General features: G+C 73.1%; 21 protein-coding genes. 9 read left to right on the top strand and 12 right to left on the bottom strand.

Annotated elements, in window-relative coordinates:
- Positions 1 to 223: 223 nt before the first annotated feature.
- Complete coding sequence (locus tag FHS88_RS17355; RefSeq protein ID WP_184486740.1) at positions 224 to 715, bottom strand: GcrA family cell cycle regulator; 492 nt, start codon at positions 713 to 715, stop codon at positions 224 to 226.
- Positions 716 to 897: 182 nt separating this feature from the next.
- Here FHS88_RS17355 and FHS88_RS17350 point away from each other — a divergent pair, with 182 nt between their 5' ends.
- Positions 898 to 1,413 carry a winged helix-turn-helix transcriptional regulator gene (locus FHS88_RS17350; protein WP_184486739.1) on the top strand — a complete coding sequence of 172 codons (516 nt, stop codon included), beginning with the start codon at positions 898 to 900 and terminating at the stop codon, positions 1,411 to 1,413.
- A complete protein-coding gene (locus FHS88_RS17345; protein WP_184486738.1) occupies positions 1,406 to 2,752 on the top strand; it encodes an MATE family efflux transporter in 1,347 nt (448 codons plus the stop codon). The genes FHS88_RS17350 and FHS88_RS17345 overlap by 8 nt, the downstream gene beginning before the upstream one ends.
- A 282-nt stretch (positions 2,753 to 3,034) precedes the next feature.
- Here the strand turns inward: FHS88_RS17345 and FHS88_RS17340 are convergent, their stop codons facing one another.
- Positions 3,035 to 3,325, bottom strand: coding sequence for a hypothetical protein (locus FHS88_RS17340; RefSeq protein ID WP_184486737.1), 291 nt, complete (start codon positions 3,323 to 3,325; stop codon positions 3,035 to 3,037).
- 200 nt (positions 3,326 to 3,525) lie between these two features.
- On the opposite strand from FHS88_RS17340, the gene ppsA reads away from it, so the two are divergent.
- The gene (gene ppsA / locus FHS88_RS17335) at positions 3,526 to 5,910 is read left to right on the top strand and encodes a phosphoenolpyruvate synthase (RefSeq protein ID WP_184486736.1); all 2,385 of its coding nucleotides are present in this window, start codon (positions 3,526 to 3,528) and stop codon (positions 5,908 to 5,910) included.
- Between the two features lie 118 nt (positions 5,911 to 6,028).
- Here ppsA and FHS88_RS17330 read toward each other — a convergent pair whose 3' ends face one another.
- Both FHS88_RS17330 and FHS88_RS17325 read right to left on the bottom strand, forming a co-directional pair.
- Positions 6,029 to 6,283: a hypothetical protein gene (locus FHS88_RS17330; RefSeq protein WP_184486735.1), complete on the bottom strand. Its 255-nt coding sequence runs from the start codon at positions 6,281 to 6,283 to the stop codon at positions 6,029 to 6,031.
- A gap of 139 nt (positions 6,284 to 6,422) precedes the next feature.
- Positions 6,423 to 7,595, bottom strand: coding sequence for an acetyl-CoA C-acetyltransferase (locus FHS88_RS17325; protein ID WP_184486734.1), 1,173 nt, complete (start codon positions 7,593 to 7,595; stop codon positions 6,423 to 6,425).
- A gap of 138 nt (positions 7,596 to 7,733) precedes the next feature.
- Between FHS88_RS17325 and FHS88_RS17320 the strand changes: the two genes are divergently transcribed.
- Positions 7,734 to 8,330 carry a YajG family lipoprotein gene (locus FHS88_RS17320; RefSeq protein WP_184486733.1) on the top strand — a complete coding sequence of 199 codons (597 nt, stop codon included), beginning with the start codon at positions 7,734 to 7,736 and terminating at the stop codon, positions 8,328 to 8,330.
- On the opposite strand, the gene FHS88_RS17315 is transcribed toward FHS88_RS17320, so the two are convergent.
- Positions 8,313 to 9,302 carry an alpha/beta fold hydrolase gene (locus FHS88_RS17315; protein ID WP_338146638.1) on the bottom strand — a complete coding sequence of 330 codons (990 nt, stop codon included), beginning with the start codon at positions 9,300 to 9,302 and terminating at the stop codon, positions 8,313 to 8,315. The genes FHS88_RS17320 and FHS88_RS17315 overlap by 18 nt on opposite strands.
- A 31-nt stretch (positions 9,303 to 9,333) precedes the next feature.
- The gene (locus FHS88_RS21250; RefSeq protein WP_338146636.1) at positions 9,334 to 9,732 is read right to left on the bottom strand and encodes a hypothetical protein; all 399 of its coding nucleotides are present in this window, start codon (positions 9,730 to 9,732) and stop codon (positions 9,334 to 9,336) included.
- A gap of 152 nt (positions 9,733 to 9,884) precedes the next feature.
- Between FHS88_RS21250 and phaR the strand changes: the two genes are divergently transcribed.
- The 3 genes from phaR to FHS88_RS17300 all read left to right on the top strand — a co-directional run bounded on the left by phaR (position 9,885) and on the right by FHS88_RS17300 (position 12,850).
- Positions 9,885 to 10,499 carry a polyhydroxyalkanoate synthesis repressor PhaR gene (gene phaR / locus FHS88_RS17310; RefSeq protein WP_184486775.1) on the top strand — a complete coding sequence of 205 codons (615 nt, stop codon included), beginning with the start codon at positions 9,885 to 9,887 and terminating at the stop codon, positions 10,497 to 10,499.
- A gap of 94 nt (positions 10,500 to 10,593) precedes the next feature.
- A complete protein-coding gene (locus tag FHS88_RS17305; protein WP_184486731.1) occupies positions 10,594 to 11,034 on the top strand; it encodes a helix-turn-helix domain-containing protein in 441 nt (146 codons plus the stop codon).
- 184 nt (positions 11,035 to 11,218) lie between these two features.
- Positions 11,219 to 12,850 (top strand): ABC transporter substrate-binding protein, encoded by a 1,632-nt coding sequence (locus FHS88_RS17300; RefSeq protein ID WP_184486730.1) that lies wholly within the window; start codon positions 11,219 to 11,221, stop codon positions 12,848 to 12,850.
- Between the two features lie 21 nt (positions 12,851 to 12,871).
- On the opposite strand, the gene phnE (FHS88_RS17295) is transcribed toward FHS88_RS17300, so the two are convergent.
- Genes phnE (FHS88_RS17295) through phnC form a run of 4 tightly spaced genes read right to left on the bottom strand, consistent with a single transcriptional unit; the run spans position 12,872 to position 16,519 of the window.
- Positions 12,872 to 13,738 (bottom strand): phosphonate ABC transporter, permease protein PhnE, encoded by an 867-nt coding sequence (gene phnE, locus FHS88_RS17295; protein WP_184486729.1) that lies wholly within the window; start codon positions 13,736 to 13,738, stop codon positions 12,872 to 12,874.
- A complete protein-coding gene (gene phnE / locus FHS88_RS17290) occupies positions 13,735 to 14,643 on the bottom strand; it encodes a phosphonate ABC transporter, permease protein PhnE (RefSeq protein ID WP_184486728.1) in 909 nt (302 codons plus the stop codon). Before phnE (FHS88_RS17290) ends, phnE (FHS88_RS17295) begins: the two co-directional genes overlap by 4 nt.
- A 46-nt stretch (positions 14,644 to 14,689) precedes the next feature.
- On the bottom strand, positions 14,690 to 15,688 hold the full coding sequence (gene phnD / locus FHS88_RS17285; RefSeq protein ID WP_184486727.1) for a phosphate/phosphite/phosphonate ABC transporter substrate-binding protein: 999 nt from the start codon (positions 15,686 to 15,688) through the stop codon (positions 14,690 to 14,692).
- A gap of 24 nt (positions 15,689 to 15,712) precedes the next feature.
- The gene (gene phnC, locus FHS88_RS17280) at positions 15,713 to 16,519 is read right to left on the bottom strand and encodes a phosphonate ABC transporter ATP-binding protein (RefSeq protein ID WP_184486726.1); all 807 of its coding nucleotides are present in this window, start codon (positions 16,517 to 16,519) and stop codon (positions 15,713 to 15,715) included.
- Positions 16,520 to 16,685: 166 nt separating this feature from the next.
- Here phnC and FHS88_RS17275 point away from each other — a divergent pair, with 166 nt between their 5' ends.
- Both FHS88_RS17275 and FHS88_RS17270 read left to right on the top strand, forming a co-directional pair.
- Complete coding sequence (locus tag FHS88_RS17275) at positions 16,686 to 17,657, top strand: Bug family tripartite tricarboxylate transporter substrate binding protein (RefSeq protein ID WP_184486725.1); 972 nt, start codon at positions 16,686 to 16,688, stop codon at positions 17,655 to 17,657.
- Between the two features lie 93 nt (positions 17,658 to 17,750).
- Positions 17,751 to 19,364 carry an ABC transporter substrate-binding protein gene (locus FHS88_RS17270; RefSeq protein WP_184486724.1) on the top strand — a complete coding sequence of 538 codons (1,614 nt, stop codon included), beginning with the start codon at positions 17,751 to 17,753 and terminating at the stop codon, positions 19,362 to 19,364.
- 239 nt (positions 19,365 to 19,603) lie between these two features.
- Here FHS88_RS17270 and FHS88_RS17265 read toward each other — a convergent pair whose 3' ends face one another.
- Both FHS88_RS17265 and FHS88_RS17260 read right to left on the bottom strand, forming a co-directional pair.
- Complete coding sequence (locus FHS88_RS17265; RefSeq protein WP_184486723.1) at positions 19,604 to 21,313, bottom strand: metallophosphoesterase family protein; 1,710 nt, start codon at positions 21,311 to 21,313, stop codon at positions 19,604 to 19,606.
- A 25-nt stretch (positions 21,314 to 21,338) separates the two neighbouring features.
- Positions 21,339 to 22,259 carry an NAD(P)-dependent oxidoreductase gene (locus FHS88_RS17260; RefSeq protein WP_184486722.1) on the bottom strand — a complete coding sequence of 307 codons (921 nt, stop codon included), beginning with the start codon at positions 22,257 to 22,259 and terminating at the stop codon, positions 21,339 to 21,341.
- Between the last annotated feature and the right edge of the window lie 13 nt (positions 22,260 to 22,272).

Raw genomic sequence — 22,272 nt, 5'->3', positions numbered from 1 at the left:
GAGGACGCATGTCGGTTCGCCCTACCGGGCGCACACACGCCACGCGCGGCGCTGCGATCCGCCGCCGCGGGCGAAGGATCCCGGCGCGTCAGGTCTGGCTCCGCTCCGCGGCAAGACGCCGCATCACGAAACCGACCGACGGCGACGGACCGAGCCTGCCGTCGCGAAAGCAGCCGCGGTGCCGGCGCGCCTTGGCGGGTGGCGCCAGGGCAGGCCGCGTTCCCTACGCCGCGTCCTCGCGCCGGTCGCGCGGCTTCACATAGGCGAGCGCGGCGTGCTCCGCGCAATAGGGCTTGCCCGCCATCGGCTCGGCGCCGCAGAAGCGGAAGGCCGAGGTTCCCGGCTCGCCGATCGGCCAGCAGCAGGTGCGGCTGCCCAGGCGCGGCCGCGCGGCGGGCGCGGGGAAGGCCCTGAGCACCGGAGCGGCCGGCGCGGGCGGCGGCGCGGCCGGCGCGACGGCGGGGGCGGCCCGCAGCATCGGCGGCGGCACGGCTGCCCGCGCCGGCGCCACCGGGCGCGGCGCGCGCGGAACGGGCGCGGGGCGCGGCTGGGCGTCGCGGCGGATCGGGCTCGGCCGCGCCGGCAGGTTCAGCCGGTGCGCCTTGCCCACCACCGCATTCTTCGAGATGCCCATGCGCCGGCCGATCTCGGCCGTGGAATGCCCCTCGGCCCAGAGCGCCTTCAGGCGCTCGATCGCTTCCGCGGTCCAGTCCATCCGGTGGTCCCCCTGTGTCCCCCTGACACAAGATACGGTAGGGCAAAGCCGCGGCGCGACACAAGTTCTGCGATGCAACCGTGCCGCAATTTCCTGTGGACAAGGCCCGGCAGCGCCGGTGCGGACAGGCTTGCATCATGCAAGCCAGCATGCTTGCATCATGCAAGCCCGCCGGAGCCCCCATGCGCCCCACCGATTTCGCCGCCATGCGCTGCCCGGTCGCCCGCGCCATGGCCGTGCTCGGTGAACGCTGGACCCTCCTGATCCTGCGCGAGGCCTTCGCCGGCACCACCCGCTTCGACGCCTTCCAGCGCAACCTCGGCATCGCGCCGAACATCCTCTCGGCGCGGCTCGCGCATCTCGTCCGGCATGGGCTGCTCGCGCGCATCCCCGAAGGCGGCCGCCATGCCTACAGGCTGACGGCGCGCGGCCGCGACGCATTCCCCCTCTACCTCGCGATCCGCGACTGGGGCGTCCGCCATTTCTTCGAAGGCGAAGGCCCGCCCACCATCATGCTCGACCGCGCAACCGGCGCGCCGGTGATGGCCCCTCGGCCCTGCCGGGCGGATGGCAGCGAGATCGGGCCCGAGGATGTCCGCATCCTTCCGGGCCCCGGCGCGGGAGAGGCCATCCGCCGCCGCTTCGGCGCCGCTGCCGAGCGCGCCGCGCCCGCCGAGGATCCCGGCCGCCATGACTGACGCCGCCGGCCTCGCGCCCGCGCGGGCCACGGCAGGGGACCGGCTGCGCCGCATCCTCGCCCTCGCCGCGCCGACCACGCTCCTGGTCGCGACGCAGGTGGCCGCGCAGCTCATCGAGCCCTGGCTGGCGGCGCGGCAGGGCACGCTCGCGCTCGCCGGCTGGTCGCTGGTGCTGCCCTTCGCGCTGCTGCTCAGCCAGATGTCGGCCGGCGCCATGGGCGGCGGCGTGGTCTCGGCCATCGCCCGGGCGCTCGGCGCCGGCAGGCCGGAGGAGGCGGCCGCGCTCGCCACCCATGCCCTGATCATCGCCTGCGCGGGGGCGGCGCTGTTCGCCGTCCCGCTCGCGATCTTCCCCCATGCCGTGCTCGGCCTGATCGGCGGCGCGGAGACGGCCGCCGCGGCGGCCGCCTATGCCGCCTGGACCTTCGGGGCCGGCGCGCTGCCGGCCTGGCTGACCAATACCCTCGCCTCGATCCTGCGCGGCGGGGGGCGGCATGCGCTGGCGGCGCGCGGGGTGGTGGGCGGCTGGCTCGCCTATCCGCCGCTCGCCTGGCTGCTGATGGAGCCGTTCGGCCTTGGCCTCGCCGGGGCGGGGATGGCCTTCGCGCTGGCGATGACGGGTTCGGCGGTGCTGATGGCCGCGGTCTTCCTCGCCGGCGGCGCGGGCTTCGCGCCGGCGCTGCGGACGCCGATCCGTGCGGCGCATTTCTCGCGCATCCTCTCGGTCGGCCTCGTGGCCTGCGCCATGGCGACCATCGCCAACCTCGCGACCATCCTCGTCACGGCGCGCATCGCCGCGCACGGGCCGGCGGCGGTGGCGGGCTACGGCATCTCGGCGCGCATCGAGTTCCTGATGATCCCGCTCGCCTTCGGCGTCGGCTCGGCGCTGACCGCGCTGGTCGGGCGCTCGGTCGGCGCGGGGGACTGGGCGGAGGCGCGGCGGATCGCCTGGACCGGCGGCGCGCTCGCCGTCGCGGTGACGAGCCTGATCGCCATCCCCGTCGCAATCTTCCCCGCGACGACCGCCGCCGCCTTCACCGCGGACCCCGCCGTGCAGGCGGTCGCGACCCGCGCGCTGTCGGTCATCGCCTGGGCGATGCCGGTCTTCGGCCTCGGCATGGCGCTCTATTTCGCGGCGATGGGGGCGGGGCGGATGGGCTGGCCGGTGATGGCGGGGCTGGCGCGGATCGCGCTCGCGGTCGGCGGCGGATGGGTGCTGGCCGACCTGCTGGGCCTCGGCCTGACCGGGCAGTTCGTGGCGGTGGCGCTCGGCATCACCGCCTATGGGGCGCTCTGCGCGGCGGCGGTGCGGCCGGGGGTCTGGCCGGGGCGGGGGTGAGGCCGGCCAGTGGGCAAGACCCTGCCGCCCGCCGCCATCGCGCGGAACGCCCGTCGATCAAGCCCCATCGGAGAACGCGGCAATCATGCCATCGGGCAGGGCAGGCGGGGCGGCCGAGCGCGGAACCGCGCCGCGATGACCGGCGGGCGAGGGTCCGACCATCATCCGCCAGGCACGAGACCGGCCCGCGCCGGCAGGCCCCTCGCAGCAACCGCCACGTCGTGACAGCACGCCGCGAGACGGCGGGCGGCCTTTGGCGGCCGGAACGGAGTGCGGGCGCGCCTATTCCCAATCGATGTCGCGCGGCGCCGGCGCGGGGGCGGAGGCGCCGCTGCGGTCGCGATCCAGGCGCTCGACCGCCGCCACCGCGAGTGCCGCGACCTGCAGGAAACGCAGCCGCGCCTCATCGAGCGCCCCCTCCCGCGCCTTGACGCGCGCCCAGCCGGCGTAGTCGGCGATCAGCCGGGCGAATTCCGTCATCGTCATCGCGTCGTCGTGGCCGGACCCGCCCCAGCGGGCGTCCTGCCGACTGCGCTCGGCCGCGACCTCGGCGAGGATGTCCTTGCTGGCCATGATGCTCTCCCGCTGCGGCGCCCGTGCACCGCGATCATGCTCCCAGTGATGCCGCCGCGCCACCTTGCGCGGGATCAAGGCGAAGCCGGCGCATCCGCCGCCTGCTGCGCCGGACCGGCGGAGCGCCGGCGGTGCGGGTCCTTGCGCGGCAGGGCACGGGCCGCACCGGCCGCCCCGCGCGCCAGACCGGTAGGAGCGCCATGACCGACACCCCTGTGCTGTGGTTCGGCGATGTCGGCATCGCCGATGTCGCGCGGGTCGGCGGCAAGAACGCCTCCCTGGGCGAGATGCTGCGCGGCCTCGCCGCCGCCGGGGTGCGCGTGCCCGACGGCTTCGCCACCACCGCCGATGCCTTCCGCCAGCACGTCTCGGCCAATGCGCTCGCCGCGCCCGTGGCCGAGGCGCTCGCCGCCTTCCATGCCGGCGCCGCCAGCCTGCAGGAGACCGGCGCTGCCCTGCGTCGCCGCTTCCTCGACAGCGAGATCCCGCCCGCCATCGCCGAGGCGATCCGCGCCGCCTACCGCGAGCTCGGCCGCAGGGCCGGCCGGCCCGACCCCGCGGTCGCCGTGCGCTCCTCGGCCACGGCCGAGGATCTGCCCACCGCCTCCTTCGCCGGCCAGCACGAGAGTTTCCTCAACGTGCGCGGGGAGCGCGCGCTGCTCGAGGCCTGCCGCGCCTGCTACGCCTCCCTGTGGACGGACCGCGCCATCGCCTACCGGGAGATGCAGGGCTTCGACCACGGCAAGGTGGCGCTCTCGGTCGGCGTGCAGCTCATGGTCCACGCCGACACCGGCGCCTCGGGCGTGATGTTCTCCCTCGACACCGAGAGCGGCTTCCCCGGCGTGGTCAGCATCAGCGCCGCCTGGGGCCTGGGCGAGACGGTGGTGCAGGGCCTCGTGGATCCCGACCACTACCTGGTGTTCAAGGCTCCGCTGGCCGACCCTGCGAAGCGGCCGATCCTCGAGAAGGCCTGCGGCGCCAAGGCGCGCAAGATGATCTACGCGAGCGGCGGCAGCGCCCGCACCGCCCTCGTCGCCACACGCCGCGCCGAGCGCGAGGCCTTCGTCCTGGCGGATGAGGAGATCCTCGCGCTTGCCCGCTGGGCGGTGGCGATCGAGGCGCATTACGGCCGCCCGATGGACATGGAATGGGCCCGCGACGGCGAGAGCGGCGCGCTGTTCATCCTCCAGGCCCGCCCCGAGACCGTGCATGGCGCCGATCGCGGCGGCACGCTGCGCTCCTTCCACCTGAAGGCGAAGGCGCGGCCGATCCTCTCCGGCGCGGCGGTGGGCGAGGCGATCGCCGCCGGCCCGGTGCGCATCGTGCACGACCCCTCGGGCATCGCCGATTTCCCGGATGGCGCCGTGCTCGTGGCCGAGGCGACCGACCCCGACTGGGTGCCGCTGATGCGCAAGGCCGCGGGCATCGTCACCGACCATGGCGGCACCACCAGCCATGCGGCCATCGTCAGCCGCGAACTCGGCGTGCCCGCGGTGATCGGCACCGGGGAAGCGACGGCGCGCCTGCGGGACGGCCAGGCCGTCACCCTCTCCTGCGCCGAAGGGAGCGAAGGGCATGTCTATGACGGCAGCCTGCCCTTCGAGGCGCGGGAGATCGACCTCGCCGCCATCCCGGCGACGCGCACCGCGATGATGCTGAACATCGCCACACCGGCGGCGGCGATGCGCTGGTGGCGGCTGCCGGCGGCCGGCGTCGGCCTTGCGCGGATGGAATTCATCATCAGCGCGGTGGTGAAGGCGCATCCCGTCGCCCTGCTGCGCTTCGACGAGATCGAGGACGCCGCGGCGAAGCGCGAGATCCGGCGCCTGACGCGGCGCTTCCCCGACAAGGCGTCCTACTTCGTGGACACGCTCGCGCGCGGCGTGGCGCGCATCGCCGCCCCCTTCCATCCGCGCCCGGTGATCGTGCGGATGTCGGACTTCAAGTCGAACGAGTACGCGCACCTGATCGGCGGCCCGCAGTTCGAGCCGGCGGAGGAGAACCCGATGCTCGGGCTGCGCGGCGCCTCGCGCTACTATTCCGATCTCTACCGCGAGGGCTTCGCGCTGGAATGCCGGGCGATGCTGAAGGCGCGCCGGGAACTGGGCTGCGACAACATCATCCTGATGATCCCCTTCTGCCGCACCCCGGCCGAGGCCGACCGCGTCCTCGCCCTGATGGCCGAGAACGGCCTGACGCGCGGAGAGGACGGGCTGCAGGTCTACGTGATGTGCGAGATCCCGGCGAACGTGATCCTCGCCGAGGCGTTCGCGGCGCGCTTCGACGGCTTCTCGATCGGCTCGAACGACCTGACGCAGCTCGTGCTCGGCGTGGACCGGGATTCGGCCGCGCTGCGCGCCCTGTTCGACGAGCGGGACGAGGCGGTGAAGCGCATGATCGCCGACGTCATCCGCCGCGCCCATGCCTGCGGCATCAAGGTGGGCATCTGCGGCGAGGCGCCGTCCAACCACCCCGACTTCGCCGCCTTCCTCGTGGAATGCGGCATCGACTCGATCTCGCTGACGCCGGACGGCTTCGTGGCGGCGGCGATGCGGGTCGCGGAGGCGGAGGCGGAGGCGGGCTGAGCCGAACGCCGCCGCATCCCGGCGGGCGAGGGGCAAGATCCCCTTCATCCGCCGGCATGGGGCCTGCCATCAACCGCCGATACCCGGCCCATGAAACGCGCCCTGCATCCGCCGGGCATCAGCGCGGCAGGCCGCCCTGCGGGCAGCGCGCCGTCGCGGCCGCGAAAAGGTCGGGCCGTTCGGCCATCAGCGGATCCTCGCGCCCGGCCTCGGTCTCGCGCGCGAGGCGCTCCAGCCGCGCATTCGGCAGGTCGCTGGCCAGCAGCAGGTCGAGCAGGCAGACGCGGTAGGGCCGGTTGCGCAGGATGCTGCGCTCGGGCGCTCCGGCGGCGCGGTCCATCTGCTCGGCGGCGGCGAGGATGCGCCCCGCCAATCCGGGCGGCCGGTCGGGCGCCGCCGCCGCGCCGGGCGCGGCGAGGGCAAGCCATGCGGCAGCGCCCCATGCCGCGACAGGCAGGCGGCGCGCGGCCGTCAGGGCGGCGCGCGCCGGCGATCCGGCGCGGTACCGCGCCTTACCGTTCGAGGCACATGGCGACACCCATGCCGCCGCCGATGCACAGCGTCGCGAGGCCCTTCTTGGCGCCGCGCTTCTGCATCTCGAACAGCAGCGTCGTCAGCACCCGCGCGCCCGAGGCCCCGATCGGGTGGCCGAGCGCGATCGCCCCGCCATTCACGTTCACCTTCGAGGTGTCCCAGCCGAGGTCCTTGTTCACCGCGATGGCCTGCGCGGCGAAGGCCTCGTTCGCCTCGATCAGGTCGAGGTCGTCGATCTTCCAGCCCGCCTTCGCCAGCGCCTTCCGCGATGCCGGGATCGGGCCGGTGCCCATGATCGAGGGATCCACCCCGGCGGTCGCCCAGGAGACGATGCGCGCGAGCGGCGTGATGCCGCGCTTCGCGGCCTCGGCGGCCGTCATCACCACCACCGCCGCGGCGCCGTCATTGATGCCCGAGGCATTGCCCGCGGTGACCGAGCCGTCCTTGGCGAAGGCCGGGCGCAGCTTCTGCAGCACCTCGATCGTGGTCTCGGGCTTGGGGTACTCGTCCTCGGAAACGACGACATCGCCCTTGCGGCCCTTGACGGTGACGGGCGCGATCTCGTCCCTGAAGCGGCCGGCCTTCATCGCCTCGCCGGCCTTGCGCTGGCTGTGGAAGGCGAACTCGTCCTGCTGCTCGCGGGTGATCTGGAACTTCTGCGCGACGTTCTCGGCCGTGTTGCCCATGTGGTAGCCGTGGAAGGCATCCCACAGCCCGTCCTTGATCATGGTGTCCACCAGCGCGAGGTCGCCCATCTTCTGGCCGGCGCGCAGGTTCTGGCAGTGCGGGGCCTGGGTCATGCTCTCCTGGCCGCCGGCGACGACGATGCGTGCATCCCCGGTCGCGATCTGCTGCGCGGCCAGCGCCACCGCGCGCAGGCCCGAGCCGCAGAGCTGGTTGATGCCGAAGGCGGTGTGCTCGACCGGGATGCCGGCGTTCACCGAGGCCTGGCGGGCCGGGTTCTGCCCGGCGCCGGCGGCGAGGATCTGGCCCATGATGACCTCGTCCACCTCCGCGCCCTCGACCTTGGCGCGCTCCATCGCCGCCTTGATGGCGACGGTGCCGAGGGCGTGGGCGGGCAGGGACGCGAAGGCGCCGTTGAAGGAGCCGACCGGCGTGCGGGCGGCGGAGGCGATGACGATCTCGGTCATGACCGGGTGTTCTCCCTGGGAGGTCTTGCGGCGCAGCATGCGCCGGGGCGGGGGTCGGCCACAAGCGGCCATGCCGGTTTGCCTGCGTGCCGGAGGGATGCCAGCCTTGCGCCCGCACCGATGCCGAGAACCCCGCCCATGCGGCGCGCCATGCTCGTCCTGCTGCCGCTGCTGCTGGCGGCATGCGGGACCTCCTCCTATCCGCTGACCTATGCGCCCACCACCAGCGGCATCGGCCCGCGCGCGCCCGGTCCGGTCGCCGCCGTGGCCGAGGTCCGCAACCTCAGGAGCACCGGGCGGGAAGACCCGCGATGGCTCGGGACCATCCGGGGCGGCTACGGGAATCCGCTCAAGGGCATCGAGGCCGACCGGCCGATCGACGAGGCCGTGCGCGCCGCCTTCGAGGAGGCGCTCGCCGCGCGCGGCTGGCTCTCGCGCGGGGCGCCGCGGGTGGATGTGCTGCTCGAGATCACGCAGTTCGACGCCAATCGCTACGTCCGCCTCGAAGCCACGGCCGCGATGACGCTGCGTCTGCGCGAGCGCGCGAGCGGACGCATCCTGCTGACCGAGAGCGAACGCGTGCGGAACGTGACCGGCAGCCTCCTCGCGGTGGATACCGGCATCTTCGCATCCCCCGATGAGCTTCATGCGCTGATGCAGCGCACGATGCGCGAGGCGATGGACCGCCTGCTCGACCGGCCCAGTGTCGCGGCCGCGCTAGCCGAGGCCCGCTAGCCAGGCGGCGAGCGGCCGCCACAGGGCCGTCTCGGCCCCGGCCCCCGCGACCATGCCGATATGCCCGCCCGCCGCGAGATGGGTGGTGCCCCGCCGCAGCCGCGCCGCCGCCGCATGGGCCGAGGCCGGCGGCACGATGCGGTCGCGCTCCGGGATGGCGGCGAAGGCGGGGCCGTCCCAGGCGGCCGGGTCCACCACCGCGCCGGCGATGCGCCAGGCGAGCAGGCCGGGCTCGTTGCGCCCATACCAGCCGGCGAGGCATTGCCGGGCGACCGGGGCGGGCAGCGGCACGCCGTCGTTCAGCCAGTCCTCGAGCGCCACGAACAGGGTTGCGCGCTCGCTCTCCGGCCTCAGCCGGGCGAAGGCGCGGAATTTCTGCGCCACCCCGAAGGGGTCGAGCAGCGCGAACAGCGTCTGCAGCGCATCCACCGGCAGCGCGCCGGTCGGCGCCATGACGGCCTCGAGCCCCGGCAGCAGCGCCGCGGCGGTGCGCGCGCGGCGCGCGGCGTCGGGCCCGGCGTGGAAGTCCCAGGGCGTGGCGAGCAGGGCCAGCGCGCGCACGCGGTCGGGCCGGCGCAGCGCGGCGGCGAGGGCGAGCAGCCCGCCCATGCAGTATCCGGCCAGCACCACCGGGCCGGGGGCGGCCGCGAGCGCGCGCTCGAGCCGGCCGGCGACGTAGTCGGTGAGGGTGAAGTCGCGCTCCGCCTCCCCCGGCCAGCCCCAGTCGAGCAGCAGGCTGCGGAAGCCCTGGCCGGGCAGCCAGCGCATCAGCGAGCGTTCCGGCGTCAGGTCCAGCACATAGGCGCGGTTGACGAGGGAGGGGACGAACATCACCGCCGGCCCCTGCCCGCCATAGTCGAGCAGGCGGGAGCCGCCCTCGGCCCAGATCGCGGGCGGGTCGGGCAGGCGTCGCGTCCAGGGGTGGCGGCGATAGGCGGCGATGCCGGCGATCAGCGCGCGGTCGGCGCGCATCAGGCGCGCGAGGACCGCGCCGCGGAAGGCCTCAGGCGCGTGGCCGCCGGCCGCGAGGGCGCTTAGGATCCGCTCCCGCTCCGCCCGGCCGGCCTTCGAGATCGGCCAGCCGGCGCTCGAGCTCGGCGAGGCGTGCGGCCATGGCGTCCCGGGCAGCGTCCCGGCCGCCGCCATCGCGCGCATCCCCGCCAGGCCCAGATGCAGCGGCAGCGGGCGCGGGCCGCGGCGGCGCAGCGGGGCCGTCATGGCCGTCGGGGCCGCGGAAGCGCGGCGCCGCGGCGGCGGCCGCGCGCATCCAGGCCGCGCCCAGGGCGGCCCAGGCGGCCCATTGCTCGGCCAGTTCCGGATCGGCCGCCAGTCCGGCGATCTCGCTCTGCCACAGCGCGATCCAGTCCTCCGCGAGGCTGTCGAGATCCTCAGGGGCTTCCATCGGGGGGTTCCTCGCGCGGCGGACCATAGCGGCACCGGCCCGCGGAAGGAACGTCCGGATTTCACGGCATTTGCGGCTTTCGTTGCACTGCGGTCCGCGTGCTAGGCTGACTGATCGCGCAAGTCGCGAGGGGAGAGCGAGTCGAGATGTCGATGGCGGGCAATGCAGCCGCACCCGGAGCCCCGGCCGGCGAGGCCGGCGGCACGCCGGTCGTGGTCAAGAAATACGCGAACCGGCGCCTCTACAATACCGAGGCGTCGAGCTACGTGACGCTCGACGACCTTGCGAAGATGATCCGCCAGGGGCGGGACTTCGTGGTCTACGACGCCAAGACCGGGGACGACATCACCCGCTCGGTGCTGACGCAGATCATCGTCGAGGAGGAGAGCAAGGGCGGGCAGAACCTGCTGCCCACGACCTTCCTGCGCCAGCTCATCGGCTACTACGGGGACAACCTGCAGGGGCTGGTGCCGCGCTACCTCGAATTCGCGATGGCCGCCTTCGGGCGGCAGCAGGACCAGATGCGCCGGACCATGGAGCAGACCATGGGCGGTTTCATGCCATTTCCTGCATCCTTTCCAAACCTGGAGGAAATGGGTAAGCAGAACATGGCGATGATGGAACGGGCGATGAGCCTGTTCGCCCCTTTCGCCCGCCGCGACGAGGCGCCTTCCGGCGGTCCAGGCGAGGTGGATGCCCTGAAGGCGGAGGTCGAGGCGCTGCGGCGGGAACTCGCGGCGCTCCGGCAGACGCGCGGCAAAGCCTAGGGACGCTGCGTTCACCGGATGGTAATGCGCGCCATGGTAGAGAGAATTGTTTGCTGGCACACGTATTTCGCGTTATCGTACGAAAGACGACATGATGACCGAACGGCCCCCCACCTCCGCCGCCTCAGAGGCTGACGAGGAGCACTCGACGCAGCGCGCGAGCATCGTTGATCATCACGTCGGCGCACGAATCCGCGAACGGCGGACCATGCTGGGCCTGTCCCAGCAGCAGCTCGCCCGGATGATCGGCGTGACCTACCAGCAGGCGCACAAGTACGAGCGCGGCCTGAACCGCATCTCCGCCGGCCGCCTGTTCGAGATCGCGCAGGTGCTGAACGTGCCGGTGTCCTATTTCTTCGAGGGCCTCGGCCCGGCGGGGGAGGCCCAGCCGGTCTCGCCGCGGCAGCGCATGTTCCTCGAACTCGCCCGCAACTTCGCGCTGATCGACAACGACAAGCACCAGGAGGCGCTGAGCCAGATGGCCCGCGCCCTCGCGGCCCAGTCCCAGGCCGCCCAGCGCGACCGGGACGACTGAACGGTCTCGCGCCTCGGCACCGTGCTGCCCCCCCCCCGGCGGCATGACCGCGGGCGCGCGCAGCCCGGAAACCGTGCAGGCCGAAGAATCTTCGCCTTCTTTCGCGCCATTTGCCGCCGCGCTGCCCACGGCGTGATCGCGCCCGTCTAGGCTCCGCCATCGCCCACCGATTGCGGAGCCTGCGATGAATCCCTCCCTCAGCCGTCGCCTCCTTCTGGGTGGGGGCGCCGGCCTCGGCCTCGCCGCCGCCCTGCCCTACGACATCGCCCTGGCGCAGGCCGCCCCCGGCGGCACGCTGCGCGTCGGCATGACCGCCGCCGCCATCCCGCTGTCCAACGGCGTGCCCGACCAGGGTGCGGAAGGCCACCGGTTCATGGGCATCACGCTCTATGACCAGCTGGCGATGTGGGACCTCTCCTCCTTCGACAAGCCGCCGGTGATCCGCCCGGGCCTCGCCACCGAATGGCGGGTGGATCCGGCGGACACGAAGCGCTGGATCATCACCCTGCGGGAGGGCGTGAAGTTCCATGACGGCAAGGTGCTGACGGCCGAGGACGTCGCCTTCTCCTTCGACCGCGCCTTCCGCAGCGACGCGCCCCATTTCGACAACCGCGCCGCGGCGCAGGCGCGCATCCGCATGCCCACCATCGCCTCCTGGCGCGCCGAGGGCGAGAAGACCTTCATCGTCGAGACGCGCACGCCGGACAGCCTGGTGCCCTTCGGCCTGACCTGGATCGGCATCACCCATCGCGGCGCCTGGGAGGCGGCGGGGCGGAGCTGGGACACCTTCCTCAACCGCGCCGTCGGCACCGGCCCCTACCGGCTCGAATCCTTCAGCATCCGCGAGCGCGCGGTGCTGCTGCGCAACCCCGACTACTGGGACGCCGCGCGCATCCCGCGGCATGAGCGCGTGATCCTGCTGCCGCTGCCCGAGGCGAATACCCGTGTGGCCGCGCTGCGTTCGAACCAGGTGGATTTCATCGAGGCGCCGCCGCCCGACGCCGTGCCCTCGCTGCGCCAGGCCGGCTTCCAGATCGTGACCAACACCTACCCGCACACCTGGACCTGGCATTTCTCCATGATCGAGGGCTCGCCCTGGCGCGACATAAGGGTGCGCCGTGCGGCGAACCTCGCGGTGGATCGTTCGGGCATGAAGACCATGCTGGGCGGGCTGATGGTGGAAGGGGCCGGGTTGCTGCCGCCGGGCCATCCCTGGCATGGCCGCCCCTCCGACCCGGTGCGCACCGATGTCGCGGCGGCGCGCCGGCTGATGGCCGAGGCCGGCTTCTCGGCGCGCAACCCGCTGCGCACCAAGGTGGCGATCTCGCCCTCCGGCTCGGGCCAGATGCAGCCGCTGCCGATGAACGAGGCGGTGCAGCAGAACCTCAAGGAGATCGGCATCGAGATCGACTTCGAGGTGGTGGAGTGGAACGCGCTGCTCGGCCTGTGGCGAGAGGGCGCGCGCGCGCTGGCGCCGCGCGGCATCACCGCGATCAACGTCTCCTATTCGGTGCACGACCCCTTCGCGGCGCTGGTGCGCTTCCTCAAGACCGAGATGGCGCCGCCGGCCTCCAACAACTGGGGCTTCTTCAGCGACCCGGCCTATGACGCCATCATGGACCGCGTCTACACCACCTTCGACCCGGCCGCGCAGGATGCGCTGCTGGCCGAACTGCACGCCAAGGCGGTGGACGACCGGCTGTTCCTGTTCGTCGCGCACGACCTCAATCCGCGCGCGATGAGCCGGCGTGTGCAGGGCTTCGTGCAGGCGCAGTCCTGGTTCCAGGACCTGACGCCGATCACGATCCGCGGGTGAAAGGCAGGGCCGCGCCGCGCCTCAGTGCGGCGCGGCCTGCGCCCCGATCAGCCGCCGCCGGATCCGCCCCGAGATGAAGTCGATCACCGCCACCGTCGCGATCATCAGCAGGATGATGAACGCCACCTCGTCCCAGTGGCGCACGCGGATGCGCTCGGCGATCTGCAGCCCGATGCCGCCCGCGCCCACCACGCCGAGGATGGTGGCCGACCGCGTGTTGCTCTCGAAGAAGTAGAGCGCCTGCGCCAGCATCACGGGGGCGACCTGCGGCAGGATGCCGAAGCGCACCGAGGCCAGCCGCCCGCCGCCAGCGGCAACCACGCCCTCCGCCTGCTTCTTCTCGGCATTCTCTATCGCTTCCGCATAGAGCTTCGCCAGCACCGCGATGTCGGCGGTGAAGATGGCGAGCACGCCCGCGAGCGGCCCGAGGCCGACCGCGCGCACATAGGCCAGCGCCCAGATCAGCTGGTCCACGCCGCGGAAGCCATCCAGCAGGCGGCGCAGCGAGAAGCGCCAGAGCGTGGCGGTGACGATGTTGCGCGCGCCGAGGAAGCCGAGCGGCACCGCCACGATCGCCGCGAGGAAGGTGCCGAGGAAGGCCATCGCCACGCTCTCGGCCATGCCCTGCAGGATCTCGACCCATTGCTCGCCGGGCGAGGGCGGCACCATCAGCACCAGGATGGTGCCGAGCCCCGACAGCCCGGCCCAGATCCGCTGCGGCGTCATGTCGAACCACCACAGCGAGGCGACCAGCCAGGCCGCGAAGACCGCCCAGCCCGCCACGCGCAGCGCGCGCCGCCCGCGCGTGGCGCCGAAGGCCGCGGGCATGCGCGCGCGCCAGGTCTCGACATCCGCGCTCATCGCACCGGCGGTGCGTCGGTCACTCATCTTGCCGCCTCCAGCCGCCCGATCGCGGCGTGGCGCAGGCGTTCCGAGAGCAGGTCCAGGCAGGACACGGTGAGGATGATCAGCAGCACGATGGCGCTGACCTCCTCGTAGTAGTTGAAGGAGATCACCTTGTAGAGCTCCTCGCCCACGCCGCCGGCGCCGACGAAGCCGATCACGCTGGCCGAGCGGATGTTCACCTCGAAGCGCAGCAGCACGTAGGACAGGATGTTGGGCAGCACCTGCGGCAGGAGGGCGTAGCGGCAGCCCTGCACCCAGGAGCCGCCGGCGGCGCGCACGGCTTCCCAGGGGCGCAGGTCGGCATTCTCGATCGCCTCGGCGAACAGCTTCCCGTTGGCGCCCGCGCTGTGCAGCGCGATCGCCAGGATGCCGGCGAGCGGCCCGATGCCGAAGGCCCAGACGAAGATCAACGCGTAGACGATCTCGGGCACGGTGCGCAGCGATTCGAGGAAGCGGCGCGTGACGTGGAACACCATGCCCGAGGGCGCGATGTTGCGCGCCGCCGGGAAGGCGAGCAGAAGCGCCGAGACCGAGCCCATCAGCGTCGCCAGCGCGGCCATGTTCGCCGTCTCGAGGATCAGCCAGGACCACTCCGGCAGCCGGTACATCCAGAAGGCGAGCGAGCCCTCCGTCTCGGCATCCGCGAAGAGCACGCCCCAGCGCAGGTCCGGCAGGATGCGGGCGAAGTATTCGCCGATGCGCGGCAGGCCGGCCCAGAGGGTCGCCGGGCGCACCTCGCTCATCCAGGCGGCGGCGAGGAGGCAGCCCAGCAGGATGGCGCCGCCGAGCAGCGCTTGCAGGCGCTTGGCGCGGCGCGCGGCGAGGAAGGCTTCCTCGCCGCGGATCACCGCGGGCAGGCCGGTGGCGTAGGCGGCCTGCTGGCTCATGCGGCGCGGCCGGTGGCGATGCGGGCGGTGTCCGGCCGAGAGCGCATCACGAACGACGGCGGCGCGCGGCGGCTTCCTCGCGGCGGATCTCGACGATCAGCTCGTAGTCCTCGTGGCGCACCTCGCGGTAGCCGGTGCCGGCGCCGCGCTCCACCTGGCGGTAGATCTCGGGATGCGCCTTGGGCAGGGCGAGGTGGAAGCGCTTCCAGTCCTCCTTGAAGGCGGCCGGCAGGTCGGTGCGCGCGGCATGCGGGCCGTTCACGATCGGCTCGCTGGTCCAGATGATGCGCAGGTCGCGCATGTTCAGCATGCCCTTGTCCACCATGGCGCGCAGGTTGCCGCGGGTGAAGCCGGAATTCACGTCGCCCTGGCCCGAGGCCCAGGTCACCGCGGCGTCGTATTGCCGCTGCAGCACGGCGACCACCGCCTGCTCGTGCCCGCCGCCGAAGCCGGTGCGGGAGAAGAAGCCGGTGCCGTCCACGGCGATGCCCTGGCGGCGCAGCGCGAAGCGCGGGATCAGGTAGCCCGAGGTGGAGTTCGGGTCGGCCCAGGCGAGCGAGCGCCCGCGCATCTGCTCGAGGCTGGTGATGCCCGAATCGGCGCGCACCACCATCACCGCGACATAGGAGATGGAGCCGTCCGCCTCCTCGGCGGCGAGCAGCGGCTCGACGCCGCCATTGGTGTCGAGCCAGGCGCCCGCATAGGCCGAGGGGCCGAGGCCCGCGACCTCGATCTGCCGCGCGCTGAAGGCCTGCAGCACGCCGGCGTAGTCCGAGGCCGGGAACAGCCGCGTCGGCACGCCGAAGGTGCGCTCCAGCAACTCGCGATAGGCGCCGAAGCGGCCGAGCCGGTCGGCCTCGTTCTCCCCGCCGAGCAGGCCGACGCGCAGCTGCGGCACCTGCTCCGCCCAGGGCCTGCGGCCGGCCGGCGGGAAGCCTTCGGTGAAGGTTTCCGTGCGGCGGGGGTTCCAGGCCTGCGCGCGCGCAAGGGCGGGCGCCAGCGCGGTGCCGGCAGCGAGCGCGGCAAGGCTGCGGCGGGTGATCATGGCGTCTCTCCTGTGCGGGGGGGGTCAGGCGGCGGCGATGGCGGGGTGGCGGGGCGGGGGCGCACCGACGGCCGCGGCCGCCTCCTCGGCGAACTCCTCCTCCGTCACGCCGTAGATCTCGCGGATGCGCTGCGCGGTGAGCGCCGGGGGCGGGCCGTCGAAGACCACGCGCCCGGCATTGAGCGCCACGATGCGGTCGCAGTAGTCGCGCGCGGTCGCGAGGTCGTGCAGATTGACCAGCACGGTGATGCCGTCGCGGTTCACGCCGCGCAGCGCGTCCATCACCGTGCGGGCATTGCGCGGGTCGAGGCTCGCGATCGGCTCGTCGGCCAGGATGATGCGCGGTTCCTGCAGCAGCGCGCGTGCGATCGCCACACGCTGCTGCTGTCCGCCCGAGAGCGTGTCGGCGCGCTGCAGCGCCGTCTCCGCAAGGTCGAAGCGGTCGAGCGCGGCGAGCGCCATGGCGCGCTCCTGCGCGGTGAACATGCGCAGCAGGGAGGTGAGCACCGGCCGCCGGTTCAGCCGCCCGACCAGCACATTGGTCAGCACGTCGAGCCGCTGCACCAGGTTGAACTGCTGGAAGATCATGGCGCAGCGCATGCGCCAGTCTCGCAGCGCCTGGCCGCGCAGCGCGGTGATGTCGGTGCCGTCGAACAGTACGCGCCCGGCCGAGGGCTCGGTCAGCCGGTTCAGCATGCGCAGGAGCGTGGACTTGCCCGCGCCGGAGCGCCCGATCACGCCCACCATCTGGCCGGCCGGGATCGAGAGGCTCACGCCGTCCACCGCCGTCTTCTCGCCGAAGCGGCGCGTCAGCCTTTCGATCTCGAGCATGGATGGTCGGTCCCTTCTTGCGGCGGTGCGGTAGCACCGCGGCGTGACGCCCGCGTGACCGGCCCTTGACGGAATGGTTGCACCGCGGGGCCGCGCGGCTTGATCGCGGCCTCCGCCCGCGGCCATCATCGCTTCGGGAGACGACAGCCCCGGGAGGAATCACGCCATGACGACAACACGCCGCGCGGCGCTGCTCGGCGCTGCCGCGCTTTCCGCACCCAGCCTGGCCCGGGCGCAGGCCGGCTGGCCCGATCGTCCGATCCTGCTGGTCAATCCCTATCCGCCCGGCGGCTCGACGGAGTTCTCCGCGCGCATCGTCGCGCAGCGCATGGAACGCGAGCTCGGCCAGAGCATCGTGATCGAGCCGCGGCCCGGCGCCGGCACGGCGGTGGCGAACGCGCATGTCGCGGCGCAGCGCCCGGACGGCTACACGCTGCTGATGGGCACCACCTCGCTCGCGGTGGTGCCGGCGCTGCAGCCCACCTCCCAGCCGCGGGATCCCCTGACGGCGCTGACGCCCTGCGGGACCGCGACCGTCTCGCCCTTCGTGCTGCACGTCCATCCGGACCTGCCCGTGCGCAGCGTCCAGGAGCTCATCGCCTACGCCAAGGCCAATCCCGGACGGCTGAGCTGGGGCAGTTCCGGCATCGGCGCCATCAACCACATGTCCTTCGAGCTGTTCCGCGCGCGCGCGGGCATCGACGCCGTGCACGTGCCCTATCGCGGCGGCGCGCCGGCGCTGCTCGACCTGCAGGCGGGGCGCATCCAGGCGATGTTCGCCGCCGTGCAGGAGGCGCTGCCCTCGATCGAGGCCGGCCGCTCGCGCGGGCTTGCCGTGACGGCCTCGCGCCGCATCGCGCGGCTGCCGGACCTGCCGCCGGTGGCCGAGGCCCTGCCGGGCTACGAGACGCTGTTCTGGCAGGGCATTTTCGGACCGGCGGGCCTGCCCGCACCCATCGTCGCGCGCATCGAGGCGGCGGCCGCGGCCGCGACGCGCGACCCGGGCGTGATCGAGCGCCTGGCCAGCGCCGGGATCGAGGCCTGGCCCGGGGATGCCGCCCTGTTGCGCAGCACGCTCGCGCGCGAGCTCGAAACATGGACGCGCATCATCCGCGAGGCGAACATCACCGCCGGATGAGCCGTCCCGCGCGGGCTTGGCGCTGGCCCCGCGCTTGCTAGGCTGCAGATATCGGGGGCGCCCGCGCGGCGCCCCGCTCAACGGGAGAGGCCGATGAAACCGACTTCACGCCTTCTGGGTGGCGCGGTCGCCGCCGCCGTCGCGATGGGCGCCGCCGGGGCGATGGCCCAGCAACCGGGCACGCTGCGCATCGCCATGACGGCGACCGACGTGCCCACCACCACCGGCATGCCCAACAACGGCTTCGAGGGCATGCGCTTCCTCGGCTACCCGATCTTCGAGTCGCTGGTGCTGTGGGACCTGTCGAACCCGCGCGAGGTGGCGGGGCTGCGCCCGGGCCTCGCCGAGCGCTACGAGCAGGACGCGAACGACCCCAAGGTGTGGCGCTTCCATCTGCGCCGCGGCGTGAGCTTCCACGACGGCACGCCCTTCAACGCCGATGCGGTGATCTGGAACCTCGACCGCTTCTTCCGCAACGACAGCCCGCAATTCGACGCCACCGGCAGCGCCATCACGCGCGGGCGCATCCCGGTCCTGCAGTCCTACCGGAAGGTGGACGACTTCACGGTTGAGATGACGACGACGCGGCCCGTCTCCTACTGGCCCTATCTCGTCACCTACATCCTGATCACCTCGCCCAATTCCTGGGAGCAGGGCGGGCGCGACTGGGGCCGCGTGGCCGCCCTGCCGCCGGCGGGCACCGGGCCGTTCCGCCTCTCGCGCTTCGTGCCGCGGCAGTCGGCCGAACTCACGCGCAACGACACCTACTGGAACGAGCAGGGCCGCGCGCGACTGCAGCGCATCGTGCTGCTGCCGATGCCGGAGGCGAATACGCGCCTTGCCGCGCTGCGCTCGGGCCAGGTGGACTGGATCGAGGTGCCGCCGCCCGATGCCATCCAGTCCCTGCGGCAGGCCGGCTTCACCATCAGCACCGGCTCCTATCCGCATGTCTGGCCCTGGGTCTTCGCCGTCGGGCGCGACGGCAGCCCGGTCGCGGATGTGCGCGTGCGCCAGGCGCTGAACTACTGCTTCGACCGCAACGCCATGGTGCAGCTCCTGAACGGCACGGCGGAGCCCTCGGTCGGCTTCTTCAAGGCGAACGACCCGAACTTCGGCAATCCGCAGAACCGCTACCGGCTCGACCCCGCGCGCGGCCGCGCGCTGCTGGCCGAGGCGGGCCACACGCCGCAGCGGCCGCTGACCATCCGCATCGGCATCTCCACCTCCGGCTCGGGCCAGATGCTGCCGCTGCCGATGAACGAGTTCCTGCAGCAATCCCTGCAGGAACACTGCGGCGTGCGCGTGAACTTCGAGGTGGTGGAGTGGAACACGCTGCTCGGCGCTCTGCGCGTGGCGCCGGACCAGCCGCAATGGCTGCGGGCGGATGCGGTGAACATCTCGCTCGTCTCCTCCGACCCGTCGCAGATGGCCCGCTGGTTCCTCTCGGCCAATTTCTCGCCGGCCGGGTCCAATGCCGGCCATTGGCGCGACGAGGCCTTCGACCGCGCCTTCGCCGAACTGGAGGTCGAGCGCGACCCGGCCCGCCAGGCCGCGCTCCTGCGCACGGCGCATGAGCGGCTGGTGGACAATCCGCCCTGGCTCTGGATCGTCCACGACCTGAACCCGCGCGCCATGAGCCGGCGCGTGCGGAACTTCACCCCGGCGCAGTCCTGGTTCCAGGACCTGACGGTGGTGGAGGTCCAGTAGCGCGTGGCCCGGCTGCGGAGGCCCCGGGTGGGCGATCTGCCGGGGTTCCCCCGCCTGCGCTGACGAACCAGTCCTGCCCGCCGGTGGTGCGGCGGGCAGGGTGCTTCCGTCTCATGCAAGCGGGCGAACGGTTTGGCCTTTCGCCCGCTTGCATGGCGCGCGGGGCTGGTGGGGCGGCCGCGCGCGGAACCAAATCCTGATACCCTGCGGACAAAGGATCGACCTTTGTCCGCAGGGTATCAGCCTCCCGATCCGCCCGGAACCACCACCCGCCGCGGCGCCAGCAGCGCGAGCCCGCCCTCCGGCCCCGGTGCCAGGCGCTGGATCCAGAAGCCGCCGGCCTCATCGGGCCGCCCCATCACCGGGGATGGCGCGGAGAGGATGCGCAGGCCGCCGCTGCGCCCCGCCCAGTCGATGTGCCGGTGCCCGTGCAGCACCAGGATGCGCGGGGCCAGCCGCCTGAGCCGCCCCAGCACCCAATGCCCGTTCACCAGCGCCGTGCCGATGCGGTCGGCCAAGGGCGCGCCCGGCCGCGGATATTCCACCAGGTGATGGTGCATCAGCACCAGCCAGCGCGCCGCGGGCTCGGTGCGCATCGCCGCCTCCGCCGCGCGGCACTGCGCCATGCCGACGAGGCCGAGCGCATTGGTGAAGGAGAAATGCGTCTCCGCATTGGAATCCATCAGCACCAGGCCGAGGCCGTCCGGCGTGCGGGGCGGCACCAGCAGCGGGAACACCTCGCCCCACAGCCGCCGCGCCGCGAAGCCCGCGCGGAGGCCGCCCTGGTCCATGAAGCGCGCGAGCCTCTCCCCGCGCCGCTCCGCCGCCAGCCAGGCATTCAGCGTCGGCCCCGCGCGGCCGGTCGCGCGCTCCACCAGATGCACGCGATCGCCCTGCAGCCGCGCCATGGCGGCGAGGAAGCGCAGCCGCCGCAGCGCGCCTCCGGGCGCGACCGGCAGTTCGAGCCGCGACGGATTGGCGCGGTCCACGATGTTCACGTCGTGGTTGCCCGGGATGATCACCACCCGATCGCGCAGCCCGGGCTGGCGCGCGAGGCATTCCTCGAAGGCGATGAACTCGGCGTTGCGGCCGGCATCGGTGATGTCGCCCGTGACCAGAACCCAGTCGAGCGGCGCGGCCGCATCCGCATCGGCCAGCAGCGCCAGGGCGCGGTCGAGGCGCCCGTTGCCGCGCGGGCCGTCGCGCCCGCATTCGAGGCGGAAGCCATGGGCCTCGCCCACCACATGGATGTCCGACAGATGCGCCACCCGCCAGCGCGCCTCGCCCTCCGGCAGCGTGCCGAGATCCCGCGGCGTGCCGGCCAGCGCCTCGGCGATGCTCCAGGCCGGGGCGCCGAAGGTCAGATAGGCCGCGATCACCCAGATGCCGTTGCGGATGGCATCCAGCACCGCATCGGCGCCGAACCGCTCGACGCGCAGGGAGGGCAGCGGCCCCGCCCACCAGGCGATGCCGGCCGCGGCGAGCGCGATGGCCGCGCCCGCGCCCAGGCCCGCGAGCCGCCGGGTCGCCGCGAGGTCCCGCCCCGGGAGGGCGCGCTCCAGCGCCAGCCGCGCCGCTTCGCGCAGCGCGGTGTAGAGCGGCTGCACCAGCGCCGCGTTCAGCGCCCAGAAGTTCCGCTCGACGATCAGGAAGGCGATCCGCCCCCAGCGCCAGGCGACGAGGCCGGCCGCGGCGGCGAAGACCAGCGCGGCGGCGGCGAGGCCGAGGCGCGCCGCCTCGTGCCAGGCGGCCTCGGTCAGCCAGACCACCGCCTTGGGCGTGGCGCCGAGCAGCAGCGCGGGCAGCACGAGCAGCATCGTCGCCGCCAGCGCGAGCTTGGGCAGGCTGATCTCGAGCAGCATGTGCGTGGCATGGCCGAGCAGCGAATGGCGCGAGGTGCTGGAGGCGTCGTCCTCGAGGTCGCCGTCGCGCGGGTCGAAGAAGGTCATGCCGGCATCGGTGGCTGGGCGCGGATCACGCGCCCTCGCGCAGGATCCGGCGGCAGTGTTCGAGCGAGGCCCCGATCAGGTTGTCCGTCGCCTCCGGCGTGCGGAAGGCGGAATGCGAGGTCAGCACCACGTTCGGAAGCGCCGCCAGCGGATGGCCCGCGGGCAGCGGCTCCTCCACGAAGACGTCGAGGCCGGCGGCGCCGATGCGCCCCGCGCGCAAGGCCTCGGTGAGCGCGGCCTCGTCCACGATGGCGCCGCGCGCGGTGTTCACGAAGAGCGCGCCGGGGCGCATCCTCGCCAGCCGCTCGGCGCTGAGGAAGCCGCGCGTCTCCTCGTTCAGCAGCAGGTGCAGCGAGACGACGTGGCTTTCGCGCAGCAGCGTGTCCAGATCGGTGAAGGTCACGCCGGGATGCGCCTTGGGCGTGCGGTTCCAGGCCAGCACCTTCATCCCCGCCCCGGCGCAGAGTCGCGCCATCTCCGCCCCGATGCCGCCGAAGCCGATGATGCCGACCGTCTTGCCGGTCAGTTGCATGCCATCGGTGCGCGGCCAGCCGCCGCCGACGATGCTGTGGTGCATGTGGCCGATGCCGCGCGCGGCCGCCCACATCAGCGCGAAGGCCATCTCGGCCACCGCGGTGTCGCCATAGCCCTTGATGATGTGGACCTTGACGCCGCATTCGGCCGCGAGCGCCTCGGGGTCCATGTAGGACCGCGCGCCGGTGCCGAGGAAGACGATGTGCTTCAGGTCCGGGCAGCGCTTCACCACCTCGACCGGAAAATGCGTGTGGTCGTCGATCGCGATCTGCACGCCCTTGAGCATCGCGGGCAGGGCCTCGGGCGTGATGTCCGGGTCCTCGTGGATCGCCACCGGCAGGTCGTCCGGCCGGTGCAGGCGGCGCATCACCTCGGCGAGGGAGGCATTGGCATCGACGAAGGCTGCGCGCATCGATCGGTTCCCT

The sequence above is a fragment of the Neoroseomonas alkaliterrae genome (assembly GCF_014199195.1).
GTDB classification, from domain to species: Bacteria; Pseudomonadota; Alphaproteobacteria; order Acetobacterales; family Acetobacteraceae; genus Neoroseomonas; species Neoroseomonas alkaliterrae.
This window is presented reverse-complemented; position numbering and strand designations above follow the sequence as displayed.

What these genes read in the sequence shown, in the direction of transcription:
- FHS88_RS17355 (WP_184486740.1), bottom strand. Translation starts at nt 715, where the DNA reads ATGGACTGGACCGCGGAAGCGATCGAGCGCCTGAAGGCGCTCTGGGCC.
- FHS88_RS17350 (WP_184486739.1), top strand. Translation starts at nt 898, where the DNA reads ATGCGCCCCACCGATTTCGCCGCCATGCGCTGCCCGGTCGCCCGCGCC.
- FHS88_RS17345 (WP_184486738.1), top strand. Translation starts at nt 1,406, where the DNA reads ATGACTGACGCCGCCGGCCTCGCGCCCGCGCGGGCCACGGCAGGGGAC.
- FHS88_RS17340 (WP_184486737.1), bottom strand. Translation starts at nt 3,325, where the DNA reads ATGGCCAGCAAGGACATCCTCGCCGAGGTCGCGGCCGAGCGCAGTCGG.
- ppsA (WP_184486736.1), top strand. Translation starts at nt 3,526, where the DNA reads ATGACCGACACCCCTGTGCTGTGGTTCGGCGATGTCGGCATCGCCGAT.
- FHS88_RS17325 (WP_184486734.1), bottom strand. Translation starts at nt 7,595, where the DNA reads ATGACCGAGATCGTCATCGCCTCCGCCGCCCGCACGCCGGTCGGCTCC.
- FHS88_RS17320 (WP_184486733.1), top strand. Translation starts at nt 7,734, where the DNA reads ATGCGGCGCGCCATGCTCGTCCTGCTGCCGCTGCTGCTGGCGGCATGC.
- FHS88_RS17315 (WP_338146638.1), bottom strand. Translation starts at nt 9,302, where the DNA reads ATGCGCGCCGACCGCGCGCTGATCGCCGGCATCGCCGCCTATCGCCGC.
- FHS88_RS21250 (WP_338146636.1), bottom strand. Translation starts at nt 9,732, where the DNA reads ATGGAAGCCCCTGAGGATCTCGACAGCCTCGCGGAGGACTGGATCGCG.
- phaR (WP_184486775.1), top strand. Translation starts at nt 9,885, where the DNA reads ATGGCGGGCAATGCAGCCGCACCCGGAGCCCCGGCCGGCGAGGCCGGC.
- FHS88_RS17305 (WP_184486731.1), top strand. Translation starts at nt 10,594, where the DNA reads ATGACCGAACGGCCCCCCACCTCCGCCGCCTCAGAGGCTGACGAGGAG.
- FHS88_RS17300 (WP_184486730.1), top strand. Translation starts at nt 11,219, where the DNA reads ATGAATCCCTCCCTCAGCCGTCGCCTCCTTCTGGGTGGGGGCGCCGGC.
- phnE (WP_184486729.1), bottom strand. Translation starts at nt 13,738, where the DNA reads ATGAGTGACCGACGCACCGCCGGTGCGATGAGCGCGGATGTCGAGACC.
- phnE (WP_184486728.1), bottom strand. Translation starts at nt 14,643, where the DNA reads ATGAGCCAGCAGGCCGCCTACGCCACCGGCCTGCCCGCGGTGATCCGC.
- phnD (WP_184486727.1), bottom strand. Translation starts at nt 15,688, where the DNA reads ATGATCACCCGCCGCAGCCTTGCCGCGCTCGCTGCCGGCACCGCGCTG.
- phnC (WP_184486726.1), bottom strand. Translation starts at nt 16,519, where the DNA reads ATGCTCGAGATCGAAAGGCTGACGCGCCGCTTCGGCGAGAAGACGGCG.
- FHS88_RS17275 (WP_184486725.1), top strand. Translation starts at nt 16,686, where the DNA reads ATGACGACAACACGCCGCGCGGCGCTGCTCGGCGCTGCCGCGCTTTCC.
- FHS88_RS17270 (WP_184486724.1), top strand. Translation starts at nt 17,751, where the DNA reads ATGAAACCGACTTCACGCCTTCTGGGTGGCGCGGTCGCCGCCGCCGTC.
- FHS88_RS17265 (WP_184486723.1), bottom strand. Translation starts at nt 21,313, where the DNA reads ATGACCTTCTTCGACCCGCGCGACGGCGACCTCGAGGACGACGCCTCC.
- FHS88_RS17260 (WP_184486722.1), bottom strand. Translation starts at nt 22,259, where the DNA reads ATGCGCGCAGCCTTCGTCGATGCCAATGCCTCCCTCGCCGAGGTGATG.